At 55.4% G+C, this 23,720-nt stretch carries 22 protein-coding genes and 1 pseudogene; 16 read left to right on the forward strand and 7 right to left on the reverse strand.

Annotated features, from left to right (window positions below):
- Positions 1-224: 224 nt before the first annotated feature.
- Both SH527x_RS09675 and SH527x_RS09680 read left to right on the forward strand, forming a co-directional pair.
- Positions 225-467, forward strand: a complete 243-nt coding sequence (locus tag SH527x_RS09675; protein ID WP_437194457.1) for a hypothetical protein — start codon at positions 225-227, stop codon at positions 465-467.
- A gap of 84 nt (positions 468-551) precedes the next feature.
- On the forward strand, positions 552-1,214 hold the full coding sequence (locus SH527x_RS09680) for a ThiF family adenylyltransferase (protein ID WP_437194458.1): 663 nt from the start codon (positions 552-554) through the stop codon (positions 1,212-1,214).
- A gap of 207 nt (positions 1,215-1,421) precedes the next feature.
- Here the strand turns inward: SH527x_RS09680 and SH527x_RS09685 are convergent, their stop codons facing one another.
- The gene (locus SH527x_RS09685; protein WP_437194459.1) at positions 1,422-1,817 is read right to left on the reverse strand and encodes an IS110 family transposase; all 396 of its coding nucleotides are present in this window, start codon (positions 1,815-1,817) and stop codon (positions 1,422-1,424) included.
- Positions 1,818-1,844: 27 nt separating this feature from the next.
- On the opposite strand from SH527x_RS09685, the gene SH527x_RS09690 reads away from it, so the two are divergent.
- A complete protein-coding gene (locus SH527x_RS09690) occupies positions 1,845-2,285 on the forward strand; it encodes a hypothetical protein (RefSeq protein ID WP_437194460.1) in 441 nt (146 codons plus the stop codon).
- Between the two features lie 138 nt (positions 2,286-2,423).
- On the opposite strand, the gene SH527x_RS09695 is transcribed toward SH527x_RS09690, so the two are convergent.
- Both SH527x_RS09695 and SH527x_RS09700 read right to left on the reverse strand, forming a co-directional pair.
- Positions 2,424-3,797 carry a sensor histidine kinase gene (locus tag SH527x_RS09695; RefSeq protein ID WP_437194461.1) on the reverse strand — a complete coding sequence of 458 codons (1,374 nt, stop codon included), beginning with the start codon at positions 3,795-3,797 and terminating at the stop codon, positions 2,424-2,426.
- Complete coding sequence (locus SH527x_RS09700) at positions 3,794-4,453, reverse strand: response regulator transcription factor (RefSeq protein ID WP_437194462.1); 660 nt, start codon at positions 4,451-4,453, stop codon at positions 3,794-3,796. The genes SH527x_RS09695 and SH527x_RS09700 overlap by 4 nt, the downstream gene beginning before the upstream one ends.
- 179 nt (positions 4,454-4,632) lie before the next feature.
- On the opposite strand from SH527x_RS09700, the gene SH527x_RS09705 reads away from it, so the two are divergent.
- The 9 genes from SH527x_RS09705 (at position 4,633) to SH527x_RS09745 (ending at position 15,697) form a co-directional block, all read left to right on the forward strand.
- Complete coding sequence (locus SH527x_RS09705) at positions 4,633-7,359, forward strand: PSD1 and planctomycete cytochrome C domain-containing protein (protein WP_437194463.1); 2,727 nt, start codon at positions 4,633-4,635, stop codon at positions 7,357-7,359.
- Positions 7,360-7,454: 95 nt separating this feature from the next.
- The gene (locus SH527x_RS09710) at positions 7,455-7,913 is read left to right on the forward strand and encodes an alpha/beta hydrolase (protein WP_437194464.1); all 459 of its coding nucleotides are present in this window, start codon (positions 7,455-7,457) and stop codon (positions 7,911-7,913) included.
- Positions 7,914-7,925: 12 nt separating this feature from the next.
- Entirely contained in the window at positions 7,926-8,285 is a 360-nt protein-coding gene (locus SH527x_RS09715; protein ID WP_437194610.1) for an alpha/beta hydrolase, read from the forward strand.
- Complete coding sequence (locus tag SH527x_RS09720) at positions 8,282-9,736, forward strand: DUF1501 domain-containing protein (protein ID WP_437194465.1); 1,455 nt, start codon at positions 8,282-8,284, stop codon at positions 9,734-9,736. Before SH527x_RS09715 ends, SH527x_RS09720 begins: the two co-directional genes overlap by 4 nt.
- A gap of 459 nt (positions 9,737-10,195) precedes the next feature.
- Positions 10,196-11,014 (forward strand): IS5 family transposase, encoded by an 819-nt coding sequence (locus SH527x_RS09725; RefSeq protein WP_437194611.1) that lies wholly within the window; start codon positions 10,196-10,198, stop codon positions 11,012-11,014.
- 598 nt (positions 11,015-11,612) lie between these two features.
- Positions 11,613-12,347, forward strand: a complete 735-nt coding sequence (locus tag SH527x_RS09730; RefSeq protein ID WP_437194612.1) for an IS5 family transposase — start codon at positions 11,613-11,615, stop codon at positions 12,345-12,347.
- Positions 12,348-12,553: 206 nt separating this feature from the next.
- Positions 12,554-14,560: a glycosyltransferase gene (locus SH527x_RS09735; RefSeq protein WP_437194466.1), complete on the forward strand. Its 2,007-nt coding sequence runs from the start codon at positions 12,554-12,556 to the stop codon at positions 14,558-14,560.
- A gap of 106 nt (positions 14,561-14,666) precedes the next feature.
- Complete coding sequence (locus tag SH527x_RS09740) at positions 14,667-15,188, forward strand: hypothetical protein (RefSeq protein ID WP_437194467.1); 522 nt, start codon at positions 14,667-14,669, stop codon at positions 15,186-15,188.
- Positions 15,189-15,337: 149 nt separating this feature from the next.
- Complete coding sequence (locus SH527x_RS09745; RefSeq protein ID WP_437194468.1) at positions 15,338-15,697, forward strand: transposase; 360 nt, start codon at positions 15,338-15,340, stop codon at positions 15,695-15,697.
- A gap of 1,254 nt (positions 15,698-16,951) precedes the next feature.
- Here SH527x_RS09745 and SH527x_RS09750 read toward each other — a convergent pair.
- Positions 16,952-17,191 (reverse strand): hypothetical protein, encoded by a 240-nt coding sequence (locus tag SH527x_RS09750; protein ID WP_437194469.1) that lies wholly within the window; start codon positions 17,189-17,191, stop codon positions 16,952-16,954.
- 68 nt (positions 17,192-17,259) lie between these two features.
- On the opposite strand from SH527x_RS09750, the gene SH527x_RS09755 reads away from it, so the two are divergent.
- The 4 genes from SH527x_RS09755 (at position 17,260) to SH527x_RS09770 (ending at position 21,015) form a co-directional block, all read left to right on the forward strand.
- Positions 17,260-17,976: a hypothetical protein gene (locus SH527x_RS09755; RefSeq protein ID WP_437194470.1), complete on the forward strand. Its 717-nt coding sequence runs from the start codon at positions 17,260-17,262 to the stop codon at positions 17,974-17,976.
- 61 nt (positions 17,977-18,037) lie between these two features.
- Positions 18,038-18,886, forward strand: a complete 849-nt coding sequence (locus SH527x_RS09760) for a radical SAM protein (RefSeq protein WP_437194471.1) — start codon at positions 18,038-18,040, stop codon at positions 18,884-18,886.
- Positions 18,887-18,929: 43 nt separating this feature from the next.
- Positions 18,930-20,477 carry a hypothetical protein gene (locus SH527x_RS09765; RefSeq protein WP_437194472.1) on the forward strand — a complete coding sequence of 516 codons (1,548 nt, stop codon included), beginning with the start codon at positions 18,930-18,932 and terminating at the stop codon, positions 20,475-20,477.
- A 202-nt stretch (positions 20,478-20,679) separates the two neighbouring features.
- A complete protein-coding gene (locus SH527x_RS09770; protein ID WP_437194613.1) occupies positions 20,680-21,015 on the forward strand; it encodes an IS66 family transposase in 336 nt (111 codons plus the stop codon).
- 146 nt (positions 21,016-21,161) lie between these two features.
- On the opposite strand, the gene SH527x_RS09775 is transcribed toward SH527x_RS09770, so the two are convergent.
- The 3 genes and pseudogenes from SH527x_RS09775 to tnpA form a co-directional block, all read right to left on the reverse strand.
- Complete coding sequence (locus tag SH527x_RS09775; RefSeq protein WP_437194473.1) at positions 21,162-21,515, reverse strand: hypothetical protein; 354 nt, start codon at positions 21,513-21,515, stop codon at positions 21,162-21,164.
- Positions 21,516-21,551: 36 nt separating this feature from the next.
- Positions 21,552-21,728 carry a hypothetical protein gene (locus SH527x_RS09780; RefSeq protein ID WP_437194474.1) on the reverse strand — a complete coding sequence of 59 codons (177 nt, stop codon included), beginning with the start codon at positions 21,726-21,728 and terminating at the stop codon, positions 21,552-21,554.
- Between the two features lie 1,426 nt (positions 21,729-23,154).
- A pseudogene (gene tnpA, locus SH527x_RS09785) lies at positions 23,155-23,597 on the reverse strand (IS200/IS605 family transposase).
- Positions 23,598-23,720: the final 123 nt, after the last annotated feature.

Genomic DNA, 23,720 nt, shown 5'->3' on the forward strand with positions numbered 1-23,720 from the left:
GTGTTCAGGACATCCAGCTGGTACAGCAGCGCTGCACTGCCGTCACCGTCAAGTTCGATGACACCGCCGTCGCCGAGTTCTTTGAAGCTCAGGTCGACCAGGGACGCCGTCCCGACCAGTTCGGCCGGATCTGGATTCACACCCATCCCGGAGACTGTCCCCGGCCCAGCACCGTCGACCGGCGCACGTTTCAACGCTGCTTCGGGCGCTGTGACTGGGCGGTGATGTTCATCCTTGCCCGGGGAGGGGCCACCTTCGCCGAACTGCACTGGCAACGGGGAGGTCCCGCCCGACTCCCGCTGCAGGTTGCAGTGGATTTCACGCGTCCCTTCCCGGCAGCGGACTTCCCGCAGTGGGAACAGGAGTACTGCGACGCCGTGCAGGAAGAGGAGCTGTTCCGCGACAGACCAGAACCGCCGTTCGAGGAGTTCTTCACGAACGACCTGTTCGAAACCACTGCGAATTAACTGCTACACATCACTCACTCATCACCGCCTCATCCGGGAGAATTCTCTCCTGGATGAGGCGGTCAGTCTTTGGAAAGGCCTCTCATGACAGATCGTTTCCTGCGGCAGCAGGATCTGGTCCCCCTCACCCGACTCCAGAGTCTCCGTCTCACCGTCATCGGGGTCGGTGCCATCGGCCGGCAGGTTGCCCTGCAACTGGCCGCCAGCGGTGCCCGCCGCATCCAGTTGATCGATCCCGATCACGTGGAACCGACCAACATCACCACCCAGGGCTATTTCCAGGAAGATCTGGGATCTCTCAAAGTCGATGCCACTGCGGCCCTCCTCTGGCGGATCGATCCCCAGCTCCATGTCGAGACTGTCGCCGATCGCTTCCGCTCCCGTCACGAGACCAGCACCGTCGTCTTCTGCTGCGTCGATTCGATCAGCGCCCGGGCGGCGATCTGGCGAAGCTGCCAGCACCAGGTCGAGTACTGGGGCGATGGCCGCATGCTCGGCGAAGTCCTGCGGGTTCTCACCGCCACGGATGAGTCCTCCCGACAGCACTATGCCACCACCCTGTTCCCCCAGGCTCAGGCCCAGTCCGGCAGCTGCACCTCCCGCAGCACGATTTACTGCGCCAGCCTCGCCGCCGCCCTGATGCTCCACCAGTTCACAAGATGGCTCAGACACCTCCCCAACGACCAAAACCTCACCCTCAACCTCCTCGCCAGTGAACTGACCGTGGGAACGGAACCAATCCGATAAGCGGGATTTGCCAGCAAGGACAACAAGGGAGACTAAAGTGCGGGGAACCCCACGAACATTGGACATCACTTGAGACGAAGCGATCACATAGCGAGCAACCCTGACGTCAACGCTGTCACTTCATCCTGACGGAAGAATGTGAGAGAGACTGCGGTCGCCCCAGGGCGGCCGCAGTCTCTCTCTTTTTTTAGATTAAAGTGTCCCATATCATCCTGAGGGCGACGCTGCGACTCCGAGCATCTTTCGAGTACGGTTGACAATACCCGTCTCTTCATCACGGATGCCCCAGAGCAACTCACTGAGGGCTGCTGCATCGCGGCGATCTGTTTTACAGCGTTTGCGTTCTTTCGGCTGAATGAAGATCACCTTATGGCACCGATAGTCACGGAGCATCCGAAACAGCCAATCCTTGCACCCACAGAGTTCGACGACAGCGATGAACTGTTGTTCGAGTTGTACACAACGCCGCGTGAGCTGATCGAAGAACTCGAGAATTTTCTCCGGTTGCGTGGAGACCTGACGTGCCAAGACGACGTCCCCCGCCTGGTCGCGAATTGAAACGGTCGATTCTCGGGTATGTTGATCGATCCCAAGAAAACGCATGCTGCGGTTCTCCTGTGAGAAGAGGATATGAAACGCCCACACCGGAAAATCCCATCCCACTTCGCAATTGCCCTTTCATCGCTACCAAAGGACGAAAACGATTACCGCAGCGCGTGGGGCGAAACGAAGCCTGCTTTCATGCCGGGAACGTCGTGGCAGCCATGGGTGATCACAATTCAAGTTCTGGATGCCGTGGGAAAGGGAATTTCCGGAGTGGTCGCGACTCTGATGGTCGCTGATTTCACGAAAGGGAGCGGGCGGTTCAATCTGGAACAAGGAGTCATTGCGACCGCAATTGGCCTGAGAGCAGCAGGTAATTACTCGACTGGTCTTGTCGTCGACAAATGGGGATACAACGCCGTTTTTTTGATGTTTCCAGCGATCGCTTGCGGCGCTCTGTTCGTGTTCGTCGCGCTCGTTCCAGAACCGGCCGAACCTGAGGCGCAAACACGACTCCGCCCAGCCTGATCGATGTCTGAGACCATTCTCGTTGTTCAAAGTGGACTTATCCCCGACACTGTCAACGTCGGCCCTTCGCCGATCAAGCTGGAGAATGCTGTTGTTCACCTTTTCTCGACGAAAAGGCATTCTACGCCTCGTTCGGTGTCAATCCGGACTGGCTGGCAACAGAACCGTAAATGTGGTGCCTTTCGTAAACTTGCTCTCGACTGTGATCTCTCCACCGTGGGCTTCGACAATCGATTTGCAGATGGACAGTCCGAGACCGGTGCCGCCGGTGGCACGGGCGCGTGAAACATCGGCACGGTGGAATCGTTCAAAGATGTGTGGCAATTGTTCAGGAGCGATCCCGGGGCCGCTGTCACCGACGGAGAAACGGGCCGTGCCATCCTGTCGTGTCTGGATGGTGATTGTTCCCTCAGCTGGAGTGAAATGGATGGCGTTGGTGAGCAGGTTGATGATCACTTGCGTCAGACGCGCGGGGTCGGCGTGGCTGGATGCGGGCTGGAGATCAAGGTCGATGTGCAGGTGTTTCGCTTGGATCAGGGGGCGCAGGAGTTTCGTGCAATCTCGTACCAAGTTGGCAAGATCACAGGGTTGGCGATCTATCGGCTCGGCAGCAGCATCGAAGCGGGCCAGGTCGAGCAGTGATTCGATCAGCGTCTTCATCCGCTGCGCCGCCTGCACGCAGTCGGCAAGTGCCTCACGATATTCGGCGGGACTTTGTTCATGTAGCAGCACGCCTTGAGCATGGGCCAAAATGAGCGCAACCGGCGTGCGGAGTTCATGAGAGGCGTCGGCAGTGAACTGAACCTGTCGGGCGAATGCACTTTCGAGGCGACTGAAGGTTTCATTAAGCACGTTGGCAACATCGCTGAGTTCGTCATCAGCGTTGCCAACGTGGATTCTCTGTGAGAGATCGCCAGCAGCAATTTTTCTGGCGGTTTGACTGACTTCAACAAGAGGGCGTGTCATCCGAGACGCGATCCACCATGCGAGTGCTAGGCCAACCAACAGGATCCCCAAGCCGAAGGTCATGAGCGATGTGGCATCCGTATGCATCGCTGCACGGTCGAGATGAATGCTACGCCCCACCAGAAAGCAACGGCCAGTGGGCGTAAAATGGACCAGTTCCCGAAACGTTCCGCGCATTCGCAGCGTTTTCGCTTCCGGTGTTCGCACTGGAAACTCCACTTGCGGTGCATGCTCAGCATGTCCTTGAACACGGCCATCGCTCAACCACACCCAGTAATAGAACGCCTCGCTCCCCTCATTGGCAAAAAGGTCTCGAGCACGGGTCGAAAAACGAGGCTCGCTCACTTCCTCTAGACGCTGCCCGCGACCGGGCCGGTAGGCGCTGATGAGCAAGTTCAGGCGTTCCTGAAGGTCACGATCGACTGCGGCTATCCGTGCCGCACTTTCCCGATGCCATGCCACATAGCCAAACCCCGAGAGTGTGATGAGCAGCAGGAGCCCGATGAGCCCGAGTAAACGCACACGAATGGAACGCAGCTGTTTCATGGCTCGATACCGATGCCATATCCGTGGCCGCGTCTGGTGATGATGAAAGTCTGCCCGAGTTTGCGACGCAGGTTGGAAACTCGCACGTCGAGCAGATTGGAGAGAGTGTCGTCGTTCTCATCAAAAAGATGATCGAAAAGTGTCGTGCGGGAAACGACTTCACCGCGATGCAGCGCGAGGTATTCCAGCAGTGAGTATTCACTCGGCAACAGCGGTACCACCTCACCATGCCGCCACACGCAACGTTGTGCGGTATCGATTATGATTTCACCAAAATCCAGCCTAGCACTGGCGGCAACAGCTCCTCGACGAATTAAAGCACGCACTCGCGCGAGCAGTTCCGGCAGATCGAACGGCTTTAAGACGTAATCGTCTGCACCGTAGTCCAGACCACGGACACGATCCTGGCTGGCATCACGGGCCGTGAGCATCAAAACTGGCGTCGCTTTTGTCTTTCGCAACTGCGTCAATAGCTCCCATCCATCGAACACGGGCAACATGGCATCCAGCAGAATCGCGTCGTAGTTATTCTCCCGGGCTTTATCGAGCCCCGTGTCGCCGTCTCCCGCTGTGTCCACGGCATAGCCTTCCCGACGCAGAACCTGCGTCAGTCTGCGGAGGAGATCAGCTTCGTCTTCGACGATGAGGAGGCGCATCTCATCATCTTAGCGTGAAACTGCGACCGCCTCACCTTTGGGTTTGATGAAATTTGGCGTTGTGACAATTCGGCGATTTTCTTTTCCGTTCATCTTCTCAAAAGGTTCGCTGCCGTAATATCAGGACGAGTCAATGAGAAAGAATCCCTTTCGAACAGTTTCCAAATTCGGATCACCGCATGAAAACCAGCTACCCTGCATTTGCCGTGGCTGCACTTCTCAGCGTCTGCACTCAGGCAATAGCGCAGTCGGAATCCCGGCCCAACCAAATGGCGTTTTTTGAGTCCAAGATTCGACCGGTGCTGGTCAATAAGTGTTACCAGTGCCATGCGGAGACCTCGAGCAATATTCGGGGTGGACTGGTGCTCGACACGCGCGAGGGGATCCGGCGCGGGGGAGATACGGGCCCCGCGGTTGTACCGGGTGATTTGAAGAAGAGCCTGCTCATTGAGGCGATTCGATACACCGACAAAGAAACAGCAATGCCACCAGAGAAGCACGGTGGAAAGCTTCCGGATGCAGTGATCGCGGATTTTGAGCAGTGGGTGATAATGGGGGCTCCTGATCCACGCGATGGCAAGGCGGCAATCGTCGAATCGTCGAAGAAATGGGATCCTCAGGTTGCGACATCTTGGTGGGCCTTTCAACCGCTGCGCCCCCCCACAGTGCCCGAGCTAAAAAACACGGCCTGGCCGAGAGGGGACATCGATCGCTTCGTACTTGCGGGCTTGGAGGAGAGAGGGCTGAAACCCGTTGAAGATGCGGACAAGGTCACCCTTCTACGTCGCGTCTATTTTGATCTCATCGGGCTTCCACCAGCACCAGAGAAAATCACAGCTTTCGTTGCCGACAAAAGTCCAAAGGCATTTGAAAAAATCGTGGACGAGTTGCTGGCTTCCCCGCAGTTTGGTGAGCGCTGGGGGCGGCACTGGCTCGATGTGGCCCGCTATGCAGAGAGTACGGGCAAGGATTTGAACGTCTCCTTTCCGCATGCCTGGCGTTACCGCGATTACGTCATTTCGGCGTTCAACAAGGACAAACCGTACGACCAATTCATCCGCGAGCAAATCGCTGGTGACTTACTTCAGGCAAAAGATCCGAAAGTCAAAGCCGAACAGCAGGTCGCAACCGGGTTCCTGGCCATTGGACCGAAAAACCTGGGCGAACTCACACCGCGACAGTTTGAACTCGATTTAGCTGATGAGCAGATCGACGCGACAACACAGGCATTCCTTGGGCTGACTGTGGCGTGCGCGCGTTGTCATGATCACAAGTTTGATCCGATTTCACAGCAGGATTACTACGCACTGGCTGGAATTTTCCTGTCGACGGAAGTGAGCTATGGCACGCTGAGCGGACCCAAAAATAATCAGGAACGCGACGTCATCACCCTGCCGAAAGAAGCGGGTTTGCCGACTGTTCACTCAAAAATCACACCTCAGGAACGGGCGCGATTGGCAGCCGACTTCGCCGCTGCAAAAAGCCGCTACGACGATCTCATGGCCCAACGTAGCACTCCCGGTTCCGGCCCGCGTACCGGTTCTGGCCCCGCCAGTAAAAGTCCCAGCGAGAGCGGGGAAGCTGGTGGCAGCAGAGAAAGAGGGGCAATCAGAGGCGGCAGAGGCGGCATGAGTGGCCCAAAGGGTGGCATGGAGAGCAGTAGTGGCATGGGCGGCCCAAGAGGCGGGAGCGGTCCACAGTTCTTCATCCAGGTGCAGATCGCACTTGGCAGAATGGCGGACTCGGAAAACCGTCTCAATGCCTTCGACGAACAGGGAAACGCAAAGGCGTTCTGTATGGGAGTCCAGGACCGCCCGGCAGGCAAAGGCCGCCCCGAACCCATGCGACCAACAAAAGTGGTTGAGATCAAGGGGAGTTCCGGGGTCCGGCCGCCGAGTGGCTTCGAATCGATTGCGGATAGCCCACTCTTCGAACGTGGGGAAATGAACGAGCCCAACAATCGCGTGCCGCGCGGTTTTCCAACGGCGATTTTCAATTCACCACGCCAAACGATCCCGTTGAATACCAGTGGGCGCAAACAACTTGCTGACTGGATCGTCGACGAACGTCATCCCCTCACATCACGTGTGATGGCAAACCGGATGTGGCACTGGCTCTTCGGTGAAGGTCTGGTGACGACTGTCGATAACTTTGGCACGATGGGGGCATTACCAGCGAATCAGGCGTTGCTCGATCATCTCGCAACACGATTGGTCAAGAACCACTGGTCAATGAAAACGACGATTCGCGAGATTGTGCTCAGTCGCACCTATCAACTCGACTCAACTTACGACGCGGAAAACTTCGCAGCAGATCCAGAGAACACTCTTCTATGGCGACATTCAAAACGTCGTCTTGATGCCGAGTGCATCCGCGACGCGATGCTGGCCGCCAGCGGGCAACTGAACCTGAAGCCGCCCGTCAGTTCCATCGTCTCGCTCGCGGGGGAAGGCCCCATCGGCAGTACGGGTGGATTCGTCCGCATTAACGAAGATGATTTCATCAATGCCACTGCGAATTATCGTAGCGTCTATCTCCCGATCGCCCGTGACCTACTTCCCGATGCACTGGCGGTCTTTGATTACTCAGAGGCCAGCATCGTCAATGGAGCCCGTGAGCAAACCAATGTTCCGGCACAGGCGCTGTACCTGCTGAACAACGACTTCGTCATTCAGCAAGCCAATCAGTTTGCTCAACGACTTGGTGCAAAATCTTCAACGAACACAGATCAACGAATCTCCCAGGCATACTCCCTGGCGTTCTCCCGGCAGCCCACGAAGAAGGAAGTTCAGACCGCAAAATCATTCCTCAATCAACAACATTCCAACGGCAACTCTTCCGAAAAAGCGTGGAGCACCTTCTTGCTCGCACTCTTTGCCAGTGCAGAGTTTCGTTTCCTGGATTAAATACGATGCACATACAAATTATGACGCTGATCGTACTTTGCTCAATGCCATCCTTCGGTTTTGCGCAAGCTCCCAATTCTCCCCGAGGCCCCCGTATGGGGAGACCTGCAGCGAGTCGCCCTCAAGTTTCACTGACCCCGAATCAACCCGACGCGCCCTCTGGATTCGATGTGGCGCGGGACGGCATCGAGCGCGGCAAAGTCACTTCGTTCGAATACAAGACGAAATCGACAGGCGAGACATACCGTGCGAGCGTCTACACGCCACCGGGTTTCTCCAAAGAGAAGAAATACCCGGCTCTCTATCTACTCCACGGCGCAAGCGGCGACGAGAACACATGGGTGCAGGAGATTCACGCCGATGCAATCCTGGACAACCTTTACGCCAGCAAAAAGCTTGTGCCAATGGTTGTCGTCATGCCGTCGAGCTTGTCCGTTACGGCGCGCGGTCGGGAAGACAAAAGCGGAGAAGATAGTAATCGTGAAGGAAGAGCGAGTGCGAACATGGCAATCAGCGGCGTACTGCTGAATGATCTGATTCCCTATGTTGAATGAAACCTTCCCGTCATTGCTGATCGTAAACATCGCGCACTCGCTGGACTCTCGATGGGAGCAGGATTGGCACTCAACACAGGATTAACAAACTCCACCGAGTTCGCATGGGTTGGAGCGTTCTCCGGCAGCGGCACGCGACGGCTGTCAGATCGTGCGAAGTTAGACCTCGCGTTATCCGTACGACAACCACAGTTTCTCTGGCTTTCTGTGGGCGACCGGGACGGTCTGATGAGAGAAACAATGGTGGACACCGGAACTTTCCTGACGGAAAGAAGAGTTCCGTACGTCTTCTGCATCAACGCTGGTGGGCATGAGCCCAAAGTCTGGATGAACGATCTCTACTATTTTGCTCCGAGGCTGTTTCGAAAATGACTCATCAATTCATGACACAGGGCAGTATTGCTCCCCAGAACATCTCCCGCCGTACAATGCTCAAGACCGCCTCGTGCGGTTTTGGCTGGCTGGCATTCGCAGGACTGGCGGCGAGGTCGGCGTTGGCTGCTGATAATCCGCTCGCTCCAAAGTCGACACATTTCCCTGCGCGGGCCAAACGCATCATCTTTCTCACGATGCGCGGCGGTCCGTCACATGTGGATACCTTTGACTACAAGCCGAAGCTCGCCGCTGACTCTGGCAAACCCGGGAAACGTCCCGGAACGAAATTGCTCAGTTCAAAGTGGAAGTTCACACAGCACGGACAGAGTGGCCTCTGGATTTCGGAGCTGTTCCCAAATGTGGCACAACATGCGGACGATCTGTGCCTAGTTCGTTCAATGCAGACCGACTTCCCCGCCCATCCGCAGGCATTCTTGCAACTGCATACCGGGGTCGCACAGTTCATCCGGCCATCGCTCGGCGCTTGGACGGTGTACGGTCTCGGCACGGCGAATGAAAACCTGCCGGGATTTGTCACGCTCTCCCCTCCCAGTGACGTCGGTGGCGCACAAAATTACGGCAGTGCTTTTCTGCCTGCGATCTACCAGGCCACTCGGATTGGCTCCGGCCAGCGTCCGATTGCGTCCGCCACGGTGCGCAATCTGGCGAGCAAGATGCCAGCCAAGGAACAACGTGCAGCACTCGATTTCATCCAGGCGATGAATCGCGAAACGCTCGCACAGGATGTCGTGAACGCCGAAGTCGAGGGGGTCATCGAGTCGTACGAACTTGCCTTCAAGATGCAGATGGAAATGCCTGGCGTTCTCGATCTCTCCAGCGAATCGTCTGCGACGAAGGCGCTCTATGGCATTACCGATGGGGGGCGAAGTGGTGGTCGACGCGGTCCTGGTGGAGGGGGAGGAGGAAGTCAATTTAACAGTAGCCCCGATGACTTCGGTCGCAAATGCCTGCTTGCACGCCGTCTAGTCGAAGCAGGGGTGCGGTTTGTGGAAGTTGCAGGTGGCAACTGGGACCAGCATTTCAATCTCAGCACCGGCCACGAGGCGAACGCAGCCTCCGTGGATCAGCCCATCGCTGGACTACTCACTGATCTGAAGCAACGTGATCTGCTCAAGGACACACTCGTTGTCTGCACGGGTGAATTCGGCCGTACTCCACACGCTCAAGGGGGTGATGGCCGCGACCATAACCACAAGGCCTTTACCTTATGGATGGCCGGCGGCGGCGTGAAAGGCGGATTCAGCCACGGTGCGACGGACGACTACGGGTATGAAGCAGTTGAGAACAAAGTCCATGTCCACGACCTGCACGCAACGATGCTCCACCTGCTGGGCCTAGACCACGAACGCCTCACCTACCGCTACGCCGGGCGAGATTTCCGTCTCACGGATGTGCATGGAAATGTGGTGAAGGAAATTCTCGTCTAAACAGCCAATTTCGAAACAGGGTACAGTTTGTGCAAAACCTTGCGGGGCGACGAAGATCAAAGAGAGAAGCGACTTACCGAGTGTGCGTTGCATCTCTGTAATCAATCTCGCGCGAAAGGGACCGCACCCAACTCAACCTCCATCTCGTGGACAACGGCGGTTTCACGACACAGGTCGGCGCTTCCCGCAAGGAAAAGTTTAATTGGCGTCCTGTCATCCCGACTTGAAGTACAAACGACTCATCGCAACAACTGGCCGTGAGCCGTTTCTTGTTTGGCAAAAACGATTTACATCTAATTTCAAGAACTGTCTGCCGGGTTTCCGCCTGAGCGGCTTCGCTCGTCACTAATCCCAGCAGTTCGCGGATGACCTTCACGCCGACTTTCCAGACAAGCCAGTGCTTGTGTTTGCATTGGACGAGTACGATTTCTCCCCCTGCTGTTCCGGTGGTTTCTGGACCTGCACCCCGGGAATGCGGCGTTCGATGCGACCACCTTCACCAAGAACCGGCAGCGTCTGGAAGAGCACGGACTGACCAGAGCCTTTTTTGATGCCGTCGTCTTCGATGCTCTGACCAAAGGGCTGTGCAGCGAGCATTTCTCCGTGGATGGAACACTGATTGAAAGTCTGGCTTCGGCGAAAAGTTTTCGGCCCAAAGAAGCAGAACGACAGGATTCCAACAACTTCAAACCTCGCAATCCCGAGATCGATTTTCACGGTCAGAAACGCAGTAATCAGAAGCATGCCAGCCAGACCGATCCGGAGGCCCGCCTGTACAGTAAGTCATCCGGGCAGGAAGCCAAGCTCTCTCACATGGGGCATGTCCTGAGTGAAAACCGGCATGGGCTGATTCTGGGGATCACCGCCACTCAGGCCAGCGGCACCGCCGAACGTCAGGCCACGGAGGAACTGTTGCACACCCTGCAGCAGACTCACGGTCTGATTCCCACAACACTGGGAGCCGACAAAGGGTATGACGATGGAACGTTTTTCCAGAGTCTGGAAGAGCGTGGCATTGTGCCGCACATTCCGCTGGTGAAACCTCCGGTGGACGTGCAGACGGTTCGGGAAGCGAAACGGATTCCAGGCATTCAGGCCCGCCGCGGGATGAAAGAGCGGATGGAACAGGAAGCGTACCGCCTCAGTCAGCGTTGCCGGAAGAAGGTGGAGGAATGCTTCTGCTGGCTGAAAGGGATCGCCGGACTGGACCGTTGCCGCACGGTGGGCCGCTGGAAACTGAGACAACAACTGGAACTGGGGCCGCTACGTACAACCTGATCCGCATGAGAAGCCTGGCCCCAACCAGTTAAGCAGAAGTGGCCCGTCTCCCACCAGAACCGGGCCGACAAAACATAGCATTTCCACAACAGGGACACTCCGCTCGAACCAAAATGAACCGAAAATAACCCTACTCACAAGGAAATGACAACTTCTTCAGCAGCCTGCTAGTTTGCCCGGGTTTGCTATTCGGCAGCATGGAATTGACAAGGACTGAAAACTGCACGGCTGTAGTGAGGCAAACGAAGTTCACGATGTCTTTGCAAGCAGCCTCCAATTTCCTTGCAGGATCGGAACCGGCTCGTTATTAAGAATCTCTAATAAATCTTGTCCCGATCCGTTCTCGGATTAAAAGTGTTCACTTAACGACTAATTTTGATCGCGGCCCTAAAAAGCTCCGAATATCCCAAAACCGGCAGAAATGATGCGTTGCCGGCAGCTGGACGGAGTGATATTCAAAAGCTAGAGCGCCTTTCATAACTCTGATTGGCAAGCGAGTTGCGTACCGGTTTGGGCGAAAGGAGTTTCGCTCATGCCATGCACACGGAAGATTGACCTCGTTGGCAACACGTATCTCTCGGACTCGTAATGGGATCGCATCAAACATCTGATCCTGGAACCGCTCTCGCAGCCCAAGGGAGGACGGCCTCCCCACTCCCAGCGGGCCTGCCTGGAAGGGATTTTGTTTGTACTTTTGACAGGCTGCCATTGGGAAAAGTTACCAAAATGCTTTCCCTCTCCCAGCACCTGCTGGCGACGGTTCGATGAGTGGACGCGTTGGGGCATTTTTGAAGGGCTGCGGTATTCGCTGCTGATGGAGCTGGAAGACCTGCAGGGGATCGACTGGAAAGAAGCAGCTGCGGATGCCTGGTTCGTTCGAGCCAAAAAAGGGGGGATCAAGTCGGCAACACCAAGTGCGGCAAAGGCTGCAAGGTCGTCGACATCGTCGATCCCGAAGGAACGCCTCTGGGTGTCTACTTCGCAGCTGCCAACAGAAGTGAAGCTGATCGAGCCACTGCTGGACAACCTACAGATTCTCGGGAGAGCCCCGGAACACCTATTGTACGACAAGGCTGCAGATAGTGACCCTCTCCGGAAGCGACTGGAAGAGCGTGGAATTGAGCTGGTCTGCCCGCATCGCAAAGGCCGGAAGAGAAAGCCGACTCAGGACGGACGATCCGTTCGCAAATACAAGCGTCGCTACACGGTCGAACGAACTCACAGCTGGCTGCACAATTTCCGGAGAACGATCATTCGCTATGAAACCACGATGCTGCGTTACACGGGGGGGATCCAGCTAGCCTGTGCTCTCATTACACTCAGGCGGTTATGAAAGACGCTCTAGCAGCTTGTTGAAAAACAACTGAGTCTCGGTCAGACAGAAATGTCTGGCCGACTTTTTCCAATGAATCTGGAATATCAGGTAGTATTGACATTTCTGTGTGTGCGTTTTTCCATAGGCTGCTAGGCTATAGCGCAGCCCAGCTTCTGAGTCCTGTCTCTCCTCTGACTTCCATTGCACCCTAAGCGAGATTCATAATGCAGTCCCCTCGTCTACGGTTTTCCACCAGGCAGATTGAAGAGTGGGCCAGAAGCCAGCGGAATTCGACAGCTTCACATCCTGTCACTCCTTTAGTGATAGATTCGCGTGGCCACATCATAAAGCAGCCGATCGAGAAAGACGGCATTTGTGTGATCGTCACCTGCCACAACTACGGCAGGTTTCTGGCCGAGTGCCTGGACTCGATTCTGACCCAGACTTTGCCAGCGACAGAAATATTGGTTGTCTTGGATCACTGCTCTGATGAATCGGTACTGGTGGCGGATCGATATCGAGGCCGTGATGTGCGTGCGGTCGAACATCATGCCTGTGACGTCTATCTGTCGCGGAGGCTGGGAATGAAGCTGACGGGCCAGCCTTACGTGGTCTTCTTTGACGCCGATGACCTGATGACCCCAACTTATCTTGAAAGAGTAATGACGGTCATGCAGCAGCGGGCGTGGAAGGCGCGGCACAGACTCGCAGCCGTCACGGGATACGTCACGCATTTCGGCTTCACTTCTTATTCCAGCGGAGATGCGCGAAATTCCTGGAGGCCTGATCCCAACGCGCCCGGTACAGACATCGAAAAGGCGAACTGCATGATTGGCAACTCTCTGATCCTGCGGGAAGCTCTGGAATCTCTGGGTGGGACCGGCCTGGAAGACTTCAGCCTTTGCAACCGGCTCGGTCAAGACTGGGAGACCTGGAAGAAACTGCGACGTGCTGGGTGGGAGTTCGACAAGGCCGATGCGGAAGTGAAATACCGACGTCACGAATCAAATTCGACCCTCTCCGCAGGAGGGCTGTGGGGAGCCCGGATGAAAGCCGCATTGCCCTCACGCCCGGCCCGATCACGAACGCGAGCCCTGTTCCTGACGTCCCATCTGAATCATGGCGGAGTGTCGGCTCATTTCAAAATGCTTGTCCGTCACCAGAAACATGTCGAGTGGATTGGTACCGTGATTTCTGAAGGTCGGTTCTCTGACCCTGAGATCGTCGCCTGGCTTTTGAACGAAATGCCTGTCCGTGGGAGTCTCGCAAAGCCGTCTCACGCGGCACTGCATGCGAACAATGTCGACCGGAGGGAATCTTCAATCGCGGCTCTGGACTCCTTTCTGGACGATATCGACGTTGTGTACGCCTGGGGAGATACCTCTGACCTGTTGCATGATCTCCGGGAGAAGCGTCCAGATGTTGGTGCCGTCTTCTGTATTCATGGTCAGTGCGAGTACTCGCGGAAATTTGCCGGAATGGCTTCCCCTTATGTGGACCGGTTTATTTGTGTGGGAGAGGCTGTCCAGGTCACTCTTCCTCCCGGCCGGGAACAGGATTCCGTTGTGATCGGGAATTCCGTGGACTTGGCGAAAATTGGACGGTCCGCCATGTCCCGTGACGACCTTCGAGCAGCTTGGCATCTCTCCACCAAAGAGACCGCGATTGGATTTGTCGCTCGCTGGTCTGGCGAGAAAAATCCAACGATTGTCCCTAAAGCGATCGCGGAACTCCGAAAAAGAGGCATTCGGGGAATGCGTTTTGTGGCCTGTGGACCTCAGTGTCGACTGGGCCGGGAAGGTTTTCCAATTGGAGTCGGTCGCCAACAGGTGGAAGAGATCGAGTCTCAGGCGGGGCCAGTCGTCTGGACGTTTGCCGGGGATGAAACGCCGTGGACGATCGGTGATGTCTATCGGGCTCTGGATGTGCTGGTAATTGCTTCGCACAATGAAGGGGCACCGCTGGTCCTGAAAGAAGCTTTGGCCTGCGGTCTCCCCGTCGTAATGACACCTGTCGGCGACGGTCCAGAACTGGACCGGAAACACTCCGGTATTGCGGTTTTCGTCCCGCTCAATCCGTCCCCGGCACAATTGGCGGATGGGATCCAGGAAGCACTGGGACCACTCCACCAGGCTCGCACTTCGTCAAATCAGGACTGGATTCTCAGCAATCATACTTCCCGCTGGATGTCCCTCGCCTGGGAAAGCATTCTCATGGAGGCCGCTAAATAGCTCCACATCGTTTCTGGAGTGGTGTTTTCAACTGGTCTAGGAACAAAAAAGGCTTGGTCTACGTTGAGGAGGGGTGCCACCACTTCCCTTCCAGAAGAGCCAAGCCATGGATGGCAGTATCCAGCTCACCGCCGAAGAACGCAAGATGCTTTTGCAGACTTACCGCTTCGGAGGCGATGGTCACATCTCCCGCAGCGCTCATGTGATGCGAGTCAAAGAGAAAGGTTTGAACTGGCAGCAGATCAAGGATGTACTGTTTTTCAGTTTCGGTTTGATCTCGCAGACGCTCAATGTATTTGCGCAGGGAAGAACTTCCGGCATTCTGGAACAACAGGCTTTGCAGCGTCGCGTTCCGGCCTGGATGATGAAGGTTCTGCGCTGGGGCACTGAGCACAGTCCCCGGGACTTTGTCTATTTTAGCTCCCGATGGACTTGTGAAACGCTCGCTCACCTGCTGGCTTTTGAATCCGGCTTGCGATTTAGCGGCGAAACCATCCGTGGGGACTGCGCCGAATCGAGGGGGGGCTGGCGTCGGCCTCGACCTGAGTCGGTACTGTTGCCCCCGACTACGCTGAGAAATTCCAGCGAATTGAGCGGCTTCTGGGGAATCTTTCCCCATACGCCGTAGACGTCCTTCAGGTTGAAATCGATCTGAACCTCAATCCCAAGTTCGGGAGCATGTGGATGCAGAAAGGTCAGCAGGCAGAGGTCGTCACCCCCGGGAACAACCGTAAGTGCCATGTCGCAGGCTAGCTCATCTGGCAAGCCGGGACCTTAATGGTCAGTCGTCCCTGCTGGAGGAGAAAAACGGACCAGCTTCTGGCACATCTGGACGAGCTGCGCTTCGGGCTCAGAGGTTACCGCATGACTCACGTCATCTGCGACAAAGCCAAGTTTCATGGTTTGCATGCGGTGAAAGAGTACTTGCAGGCATGGGGGCATCGAATCAAAATTCACTTCCTGCCCAAATACACCCCACAGACTAACACAATCCAACGGGTCTGGTGGCACCTACACCAGACCATCACCCGAAACCACCTCTGCAAAAGCTTGAAAGAACTGATCGACCAAGCCTACGAATGGTTCGAGGCCTACCACTACCTCGACATGCGACATGCGCTCGCCAAAGCCACTTAACACTCACTCCGGTTCAGTGGAGCTCCTAATTTAGAATTTTCGCAGGCGAATGTGTCTGGGCCAGGATTGAATCGAGAAACTCCGCCAGAAAACAATGAACATAGTGTATGACACGTCACTCTGATGGAAGCGATGTTGCAATCAGCAGCCGGTTTCTGATGCTCCCACACGAGTTCTTTCGAGACGGCGGGGCACAGAAGGTAACGAAGTCGATTCGCGATGATTTCAGGCCCATTCTTCGATCTCCTTGGTGGAAACTTGTTGACGAGTTGTCGGCATCGTGACCCTCACTGGGAAAATTGGCAGGAATACAGGATCGGAAATAGGAATCACGAGTCGGGATCGTGACACTTCTGCACCTTCTTCCTCGTCAATGACTCAGGCCTAAATGGTTTTTATCCGTCCTGGTGCTTTAATATGATTCAGAATTGGCTGCCCCCCCAGCAAGCAATTCGATAGATGATTACAGCAACTGAAAAGAAATTGCGAATGGCTTTCTCCGTATTGCCGAGGTTAATCCTGCGACTGTCGCAGAATCGGACAAATTATCCTGGCTCACCGATTCCATTTTTGCTGCCAGCGGAACCCCGGGGAAAATCCATTAAAAACGCGATCGTTGCAGGCTCCTCTTCAATCCATCGCTCGGTATTCACCAAAATAGCCGGACTGACGGCCTGTGGGCAAATCCGATATCGATACTCTTGGCCGATTTGTGGTCCCTCGAAATCTTAATCAATTTTTGCTAATAGGTTGACAGGGCGATGGGGTGTATCCATAACATGCCTATGTCTTACCCGGCCTCTAAATGTGCATTCATTATCGAATTGGAGATGTGTTAAATCCGGTGTAATCCACAGATTCCGCAGATGAGGAGCTATCAGGCTTCGCGATTCCCGTGTAATTCGAGACGTACGAATATTGTTTGGTTCTCCAAGTGAATGGTTGAAGAGACAAGGAGAGCATACAGTTCAACGTCATCGAGATGTGGCCTTTAACGGACATTTCGAAATTGGCCGACATTCCGGCTCGTCTCGCTCAGCGTGAAACATTTGCAAGAGCATAAAACAAATCATTGACGTTCTGAGGTCTCTTTCTGAGAGGCCTTCCTCATGTTACCGGTTCTGATTTTAGAACTTAGTACCCTGCCTGGGCTTGGATTTATGGTCGCGAAGTTGTCCTCAGTTGTCGGAATTTTCGTTAAGACATACCCTAAATTTTGAAGTTGACAATGCATTAGGAGAATTGAGTTTCCCTTTAAAACTGTTTGTTCAGAAACCGTTCCGAGGCTTTTGCGTCAGGATCGTTCCGTGCAATTTGCTCCCTGTCGTTCACGTTTTGAATCTTCCGTCCAGCCAGGGCGATATTACTGTCACGACGCTCGCGTGGATGTGTGTCAGCGGCAGGTCTCTCCAGAGTATTGTCGGAGTTGCCTGTTTGCAGAGTCGCCTGACGTTCCGTTTCAAAATATTGCTCATGTGGTTCGTGATTCTTCATTAACAACAGCGATTCCTCCCAGTCATCTACTACGCTCCTCTGACCAACAATTTCGGTGGTCTGTGGGGGTGACGACGGCTCCTCGAGGGGGACCGACTCTTGAGCGATGCTTAGCGAGTCTGGCTCGGGCGGGTTGGGAGCGTCCTCGGATCTTTGCGGAGCCGGAGGCGCCGGTTCCAGCGGGGTTACCGGTCACTCGGCGGGCGTCACGTATGGGGGCTTGGCCGAACTGGTATCTGGCACTGGCGGAGTTGGTGCTGCTGGATCCTCTGGCGGACTGTTATTTTCTGTCCCAGGACGATGTCGTTTACTGCCAGCATGTACGGGAATTTCTGGAACAGGATCTCTGGCCGGCTAAAGAAACAGGCTTGGTCTCCCTGTACTGCCCGTCGATTTATCATGCGAAACAGCAGCTTCCCGATTATGGGCCGCATGAAGTCGCGGTAGGTTTCGGTTTGGTGGGGGCACTTGCGTACCTGTTCCCAGCGGCTTCAGCCCGGGCGATCCTGCAGGATACGCAGGTGGTCGAGCATCGGCTGAAAGGGCGCCGCCGTGGCCTGTGCAATATCGACGCGGTTGTCGGTCAATGGGCTCATCAGACTGGGCGGAAAGTCTTTTATTATTCTCCATCCCTGGCTGCACATATTGGAGAGACCTCTTCCATCTGGCCGAATCAGCCGGCGAGGCCCAGCCGAACCAGCTGTAACTTTCTGGGGGAGCACGTTGACGCCCGGGCTCTGCTCGTGCTGCAGACAAGAGCTTTTCAGACTGCCGCTCCTTTCTGACTCATGTCGGAAAAGATTTTGACCGCTTGCAAGACCGAAAGTCAGTTGTGGGAAGCCTTCATTGATCATCCCGTTGCAGAACCTAGAACTCCATGTGGCTCATGGTTGCAACCTGACGTGTGAAAGCTGCGACCACTACAGCAACCAGGGACATACCGGACTGCTTTCAGTCGAGCAGGTGCAAGAATGGCTGGGCATCTGGAGTCGGCGGCTCTCGCCGGGGCAAGTCTCGCTCTTGGGAGGAGAACCGACGCTCAACCCGCACCTGGCGGACATCGTTCAGTTGGCCCGGGCTCACTGGCAGGAAGCCCGGCTGATCATGGTCACGAATGGATTTCTGCTCTCCCGGCATCATCCCGATTTGCCACATGAACTGGCTGCCGCGAACGTAGAACTTCACATCTCGATTCATTTCGACTCGATGGAATACGAAGCAAGGCTGGAACCGGTGCGGCTCCTGATGGATCAATGGAAACGGGAGTTCGGCATTCAAGTGCGCTGGCGCCCTTCGGAATCGACTTGGACAAGACGTTATCACGGCTGGGGATCGGAGATGAAGCCATTCACTGATAACGCCCCTCGCTCCAGCTGGGAGCACTGCCGGGCACGGTGGTGTGTGCAGTTGCATGAAGGACAACTCTGGAAATGTCCACCGCTGGCGTACCTACCGATGCAACGGCAACGACACCACATTGGCCCGGAATGGGATCCTTATCTGGCGTATCAGCCTTTATCGTCGAGCTGTACCGACGAGGAACTGGCAGAGTTTGTGGCCCGGGAAGACGAATCATGCTGTGCGATGTGCCCAGCCGTCCCCCCGCCATTCCTCCTGACCTCGCCTCTGGTACCGCTGGGGGAACTTTTGAAGCAGCATTCGTCATCACCAGAGAAGTCCCGGGACGTCCGGTGATTTAGATAGCGGTGAAAACTTCTTGAAAGGACAGCAGCGGGCCATGGCGAGCATCGGCGCTTTACTGACTGTTTACAAACGTCCCTATGCGTTGGCAGACCAGCTCTCCGCCATCCGCAACCAGAGCGTGCCTCCGTCACAGATCTGGTGTTTTGTGCAGGAACCGTCGTTGGAACTCTCTCACGAGATCCAATGTGCGGGATTTGACCGGGTGATCGAATGCACCCCCAACAGCTTCTATCATTTCCGTTTTGCCGCGGCGCTGATGATGCCGACCGATTTCGTAGCGGTCTTAGATGACGATGCCATTCCCGGACTGCGATGGTTCGAGAACTGTGTGCGGACATTCGCAAAGTGTCCCGGCATCCTGGGAACGCACGGTGCCCGGCTCCGCAGCCTGCAGAGTTATACCGATCGAGACCGGCTGGGCTGGCTTCATCCGTCCTCTGAAACCGAGGAAGTCGACTATGTCGGACAGTCATGGTTTCTCCGGCCGCAGTGGATCCACACATTATTTGCGGAACGACTCTCGACCGGCCTGAATGGAGAAGATATTGAGCTGGGAGCCCGGGCCTGGCGGATGGAGGGGATTCGCAGTTTTTGCCCACCGCATCCCCCAGACCATCCCGACTTGTGGGGCTGCCGCGATAATCGGCTCAACTCCGACTCGAATGCAAGTTCCCGTCGGGCCGGCTGGTTTCAGGAGCGGCTGCGGATTCTCCAAGAAGAACACCGAGCAGGCTGGCGGCCTTTGTTCGAGCGTGCCTCAGAGCCACTCTTAAACAATATGCACCTCCGGCCCCGCGGTGCGCCGGTGCGGCCGGCCGCCTCTCCACGCGCCTCGGGGAATTTCAATTCCGATCACTCGAACGGATTCCAGTTATCGCTACCTCCTCCCGTTTTAAAGGAGGTCCGCCCAGACTGGGCTGTGGGCATGACGACAGCCCCACGTCGAAAGCCGACGCTGGAGCGATCGCTCACCAGTCTGATTGCCGCCGGTTGGAGTTCTCTTCGCCTTTTTGCGGAGCCGGGAACCGAGATCCCCACCCAGTTCGAACACCTGCCAATCACACAGCATGACAAGCAGTTGGGCGCGTTTCCAAACTGGTGTCTGGGGCTGGCGGAACTGGTGCTGCGGGAACCGCGGGCCGACGCCTATCTCATGTGCCAGGATGATGTCCTCTTTTCGGAAGGGCTGCGGGGATATCTCGAAGAGTCGCTTTGGCCCAGCCCGGAGGCGGGCGTGATTTCCGTCTATTGTCCCAACCATTATGCCACGAACCGAAATGTTGGATTTCATGTCGAAAACCGGGGCTGGCAGAGTTGCGGAGCGCTTGCCTATATCCTGCCCGCCGCTTCTGCACGGGCGTTGCTTTGCGATTTGAAGGTACAGGAACATCGTCTGAACGGTCCAGCGGAAGGACTACGGAACATCGACTCCGTGATCGGCCGCTGGTGCCTGGAGACGGGCAGAACCTACCTCGTCCACACCCCCAGCCTCGCCCAGCACATCGGCGAGATCTCCACCATCTGGACCGGAGCCCGCAACGTCCCTCATCACCATGATGTAGACATCAGTCCAAAAACGTAGCGATTGACGGGGAGGGGAATTTCATCCGGAAAGTGGAGCGTCCAGATGTTCACCTGTTTTCAGGTCTTCAGACGATTGAGGTCTTGAGCCTCAATCGTCTGAGAACTGGCAGCGGGGGACGGGGTGCACACCGCAGGACGAACTGCCGGCGGAGACGTTCAGTTCGCAGCGAGCACGGCTGGACGATCGGCTAACGATCCTGATCGAAACGGACTGGGAGAATTCACAGTCGCGTCGCTTGGTCAAGCGCCTGATCCAACACCAGACGGACCTGTTTACGTTCCTGGGCCAGCCGGGCGTGCCGTTCGAGAACAACCTGGCGGAGAGGGCGATTCGCCCCGCGGTGATCATCCGCAAGAACAGCTACGGGAATCGGAGTACTCAAGGAGCCGATGTGCAGTCGATCCTGATGAGCATCTCCTTCACGCCGAAGAAACGAGGCCACAACCCGGTGAAAACCGTGCAGGATGCCCTGGCGAGTTACTTGAAAACCGGTAACCCCCCACCCCTCCCACCGAAAATCCCGCCAATCGGCTAAAGTGTTACCATATAATTGAACCGGGAGATCGTGTCGTTGTTCGACTTGAGGTTCGCCGCATGAGTCACCATCTCACCTCAATTTCCCGTTCGCACGCTCATGCTGCTGACGCGACATGAGCATGGCACCTAACGCCGTCCACGATTTTATCCTGTATTTTCTGTGGTGAGCTGCTGTCTTCCTTTGTGTCGAAGTTGTTCCGTCAGCGTGCGGAACCGTGGAGGGCGGGTTGGAGGATCGTGTTTCTGGCGTGGCCAGCTGCGGTTGTGTTTGCTGCGGTGGCGGACATAGCAATCACGAATTGCTAATCCGAGTTCCTGTAACCAGGATATGACATTAAATGGTCTGTGAAGCATCTGACGTAATAGTCGGCGGGTCTTGTTTCTCGCACGGGCGGGAGACCACAGTTGCAGGTCGACTTTTGATTTAACAAGCTCACGATAGCTCAGCAGTTGCTGTATCCAGAACCCGAGCATGGTGCTGATCTGCTCCGCCAGCACAGTCCGGGGAATCCGGCTTCTCCAGCGGGAGCGCTCCTAGGTCTGCTTGAGGCTGCGGAACAGCACTTCGATTTTCCAGCGCTGCTGGTAGAAGCCACCTGCTTGCGGGGCAGGCATTCTGGCTCCAGGATATTCGTGACCAGATAGATCGTCCGATTCCGCTTCTTCAGGGCAATCAGGCGAAGTGACAGTGGCGGATGGCCTCCGTGCCATGTTCGAGTCTCCTGTTTCGGGCTGAGTGTGGTAACCCAATCCGTACAGGAGACCCGAACTTTCTGGCAAGACCAGACTTACGACAAACTCAACGCCAAATCAATATCATGGACGGCGTTACATGACACCCGCTTTTATCATCTTAACAATGCCACCTTGCCAACAACTTCAACTCACCAATCAATTTGTTGAATGGGTGAGATTCTCACCATACGGTCTCGACACCCCACACGCCGCCGTCATCACAAACAGCAACACTTACCCACGCGAGACATACCGAAACATATCATATAGAACCCAGTATACGGGCACAGACAAAACTGCTGTCACTGCGAAGGCACCGCATAAATATCCGATCCGAACAACCGAATCTGGAAGTTTTCTGCCAGCAAGCCTGAAAATCACAACAGCAAGAAAATGAACTGCCGCACTAATGCACGAAATTTGGCCAAGTGCTTTTGTGTGAATTGTGAAATCAACCTGCTCCCTGACGTCTGCTGACTCTGGCCTCGCAAGCAGAACAATAACCGCAAAAATCATTGCAAAAACAGTTACAACTCCTGTGAGCACAAACACAATATCGACTATCGAACATTCATTTTTATTTTTAAAAATCACTCGATCCTTAGTCAAAACCTTTTAAGTATGGTAAATAGGCAATCCAGTTGAAGCCAGCCGAGGAACATGGAACCCAGGCGGTCTTTACAAACCGTAATCCGTCCATAGTTCTGCAGCCAGGCATTGGTCCGTTCAATTTTCCAGCGATGCTTGATGTGACGTAATTTTCGTCCGTCTCGTGTGGGAGGTTTCACTCGGTTACTGCGGTGACGACAAAAGAGTTCGACTCTCTTGGCAGTCAGTCGTTCCCGTAACGAATCACTATCTGCGGTACCGTCATACAACAGGTAAGTTTGCTAGGCAGGGGAACTACCGAAGTCTCTAGGAGACGTTCAATATGCTTAACCTCATCAGCGGTAATCAAGACTCCCAGGGGAGTCCGATCGCCGTCAATGAGAACCATGGCTGTGGTGCCGTTCCCTTTGTAGCCGTGCCCCACGAAATTACCCATTTTTTCGCTCAACAGAAGGTTTCGTCAGCGATCAGGTGTTCCCAGTCAATCTCTCCGAACTCATCCGACAGATCAATCAATCGAGCCCAGACTTCGGTCAGTAATCCGGTCTCGCCCCACTTTCGTAACGGTCGTCGACAAGTCGATTCCGAAGGAGCCCAGTCTGGTAAAGCTTGCCAACGATGCGCCGATTCTGAGTAACCATAACAACGCTTCCAGAGCCGCTCTCAAAGGGACCACGGGCCGCCCCCGAACTCCGAGGGAGGCCTCCAAGGAAACAGGTCTTGAATACTGAATACTACCGGCTGAAGCGGGTAGGTTCGGGGGAATCGTGAGCTACCGACTGAAGTCCTTCACTCACGATGGCGTCACCTGAAAATTGTCGCCTCCATCCATCGGCTCGGTCCCTTCCTGAAGCCGAATGTACTCCATGACGACCTCATCTGGAACCGTTCCTCTCGAAGCCATGAAGTAGCCTCGTTCCCACAAATGCCGTCCCCAGTACTGCTTTTAAAGATGACGGAACTCTATCAGTAACTTGTGGGGTGTTTTCTCCTTGATCGCCTGCATCACCTTGCTGGGGGAGAGGTTGGGAGGGCTCGACAGCAGGACATGCACATGGCCCTTTGACACCGCTCCTTACAGAATCTCGATTTCCAACGTGCGACACATCTCTCGAACCAGATCACGAAGCCGAACACTGACAGCCCCCGACAAGACGCTTTTGCGATATTTCGTCACCCTCACAAAGTGGTACTTGATGTCAAAACGGTATGTGCACCGCTGCGATAGTTTTTCATCCCTCAAATTGTAGTCACGCAATATAAAACCTGAAGGCGAGCGTTTTAGGCCCATCGCGAGGACAATAAACAATTGCTCGTCCGAGAGTCGTTTCTAGTCATCCGTCCTAGACGCCACGTCGT

Source organism: Planctomicrobium limosum, from assembly GCF_051465645.1.
In the GTDB taxonomy this organism is placed as follows: domain Bacteria; phylum Planctomycetota; class Planctomycetia; order Planctomycetales; family Planctomycetaceae; genus Planctomicrobium.